A 1,999-nucleotide genomic window follows, 5' to 3' on the forward strand; every position below is an offset into this window, starting at 1 on the left:
CTTCCAGGTCGTCTGACCATGGTGTCCGAGGGGGGACTTGAACCCCCACGCCCGATAAAGGGCACTAGCACCTCAAGCTAGCGCGTCTGCCATTCCGCCACCCGGACAAGGTGTCTGTCTCGCGTCCCTCGCGGGCCGTTCCGACGTGGAAAACATTACCAAACATTCCGAGGTCCTCGATCACACCACCCGACGACCGGGGATCGCCCTTGGGCGGAGCGGCCCGGCGCGGGAGGATGGGGGTTCGGTACTGATCAGTGGGAGGAAGCAGCGTGAGCGAGTCGAGCACGGGCAGGACCGTCTCCGGCGAGGACGAGGTGGTCGACCTCTGCCGGGACCTCATCCGGATCGACACCAGCAACTACGGGGACCACTCGGGCCCCGGGGAGCGCAAGGCGGCGGAATGGGTCGCCGAGAAGCTCGCCGAGGTCGGACTGGAGCCGCAGATCTTCGAATCGCACAAGGGGCGCGCCTCGACCGTGGCGCGGATCGAGGGGGAGGACCCCTCGCGACCGGCGCTGCTGATCCACGGGCACACCGACGTGGTTCCGGCCAACGCCGCCGACTGGACGTACGACCCCTTCGCCGGCGAGATCGCCGACGGCTGCGTGTGGGGCCGCGGCGCCGTCGACATGAAGGACATGGACGCGATGACGCTGGCCGTCGTGCGCGACCGGATGCGCAGCGGCCGCAAGCCCCCGCGCGACATCGTGCTGGCCTTCCTCGCCGACGAGGAGGCGGGCGGCATCTATGGGGCCCGACACCTCGTCGACAAGCACCCGGGCCTCTTCGAGGGCGTCACCGAGGCGATCGGGGAGGTCGGCGGGTTCTCCTTCACGGTGAACGAGAACCTGCGGCTCTACCTCGTGGAAACCGCCCAGAAGGGCATGCACTGGATGCGGCTCACGGTGGAGGGCACCGCGGGCCACGGCTCCATGACCAACAGCGACAACGCCATCACGGAGCTGTGCGAGGCCGTCGGCAGACTCGGCCGCCACCAGTGGCCGGTCCGCGTGACCAAGACCGTGCGCAGCTTCCTGGACGAGCTCTCCGACGCGCTCGGGACCCCCCTGGACCCGGACAACATGGACGCGACCCTCGCCAAGCTCGGCGGCATCGCCAAGATGGTCGGCGCGACGCTGCGCAACTCGGCCGCCCCGACGATGCTCGGCGCCGGCTACAAGGTCAACGTCGTTCCCGGCCAGGCGACGGCCCACGTCGACGGCCGTTTCCTGCCGGGCTACGAGGACGAGTTCTTCGCCGACCTGGACCGGATCCTCGGCCCGCGCGTGAAGCGGGAGGACGTGCACGGCGACAAGGCCCTGGAGACGGACTTCGACGGCAGGCTGGTGGACGCCATGCAGGGCGCCCTGAAGGCCGAGGACCCGATCGCGCGGGCGGTCCCGTACATGCTGTCGGGCGGTACGGACGCCAAGTCCTTCGACGACCTCGGCATCCGCTGCTTCGGCTTCGCGCCGCTGCAGCTGCCGCCGGAGCTGGACTTCGCCGGGATGTTCCACGGTGTGGACGAGCGGGTGCCGGTCGACGGACTGAAGTTCGGTGTGCGGGTGCTCGACCGATTCATCGACAACGCCTGAGATTCGAGAAGGTGTGCGCATTCCACTGAGAAGAGTGAATGCACTCATACGCTCGTAGCCCCGGTGATCCCTCCTCGTTACAGGTGTTGCGGTCCGCGGCTGGGACCGCAATTGCCTACTAGGAGGAACAATGATCAAGAAGGTTGTCGCCGCTGCGGCTGCCACTGGTGGCCTGGTTCTCGCGGGTGCGGGTCTGGCTGCCGCCGACGCGGGTGCCCAGGGTGCGGCCATCGGCTCGCCCGGTGTCCTGTCCGGCAACGTGCTCCAGGTCCCCGTCCACGTTCCCGTGAACGTCTGCGGCAACACGGTCTCGGTGATCGGCCTGCTGAACCCGGCCTTCGGCAACACCTGCGTCAACGCCTGACGCGTCTGAAGTCTTTGGCCCCGGAGCGCATCCCAGC

Annotated in this window: 2 protein-coding genes and 1 tRNA gene; 2 read left to right on the forward strand and 1 reads right to left on the reverse strand. The window is 68.4% G+C overall.

The annotated features are described in order from the left end of the window. Positions 1-19: 19 nt before the first annotated feature. Positions 20-107 (reverse strand) — tRNA-Leu (locus tag ACWGIU_RS36685). Between the two features lie 165 nt (positions 108-272). On the opposite strand from ACWGIU_RS36685, the gene ACWGIU_RS36690 reads away from it, so the two are divergent. Both ACWGIU_RS36690 and chpH read left to right on the forward strand, forming a co-directional pair. Continuing rightward, a complete protein-coding gene (locus ACWGIU_RS36690; RefSeq protein WP_453712405.1) occupies positions 273-1,598 on the forward strand; it encodes a M20/M25/M40 family metallo-hydrolase in 1,326 nt (441 codons plus the stop codon). Between the two features lie 130 nt (positions 1,599-1,728). Continuing rightward, complete coding sequence (chpH, locus tag ACWGIU_RS36695) at positions 1,729-1,962, forward strand: chaplin ChpH (protein WP_030723300.1); 234 nt, start codon at positions 1,729-1,731, stop codon at positions 1,960-1,962. Positions 1,963-1,999 lie beyond the last annotated feature (37 nt).

Source organism: Streptomyces sp. NPDC054840 (assembly GCF_053611065.1).

What these genes read in the sequence shown, in the direction of transcription:
- chpH (WP_030723300.1), top strand. Translation starts at nt 1,729, where the DNA reads ATGATCAAGAAGGTTGTCGCCGCTGCGGCTGCCACTGGTGGCCTGGTT.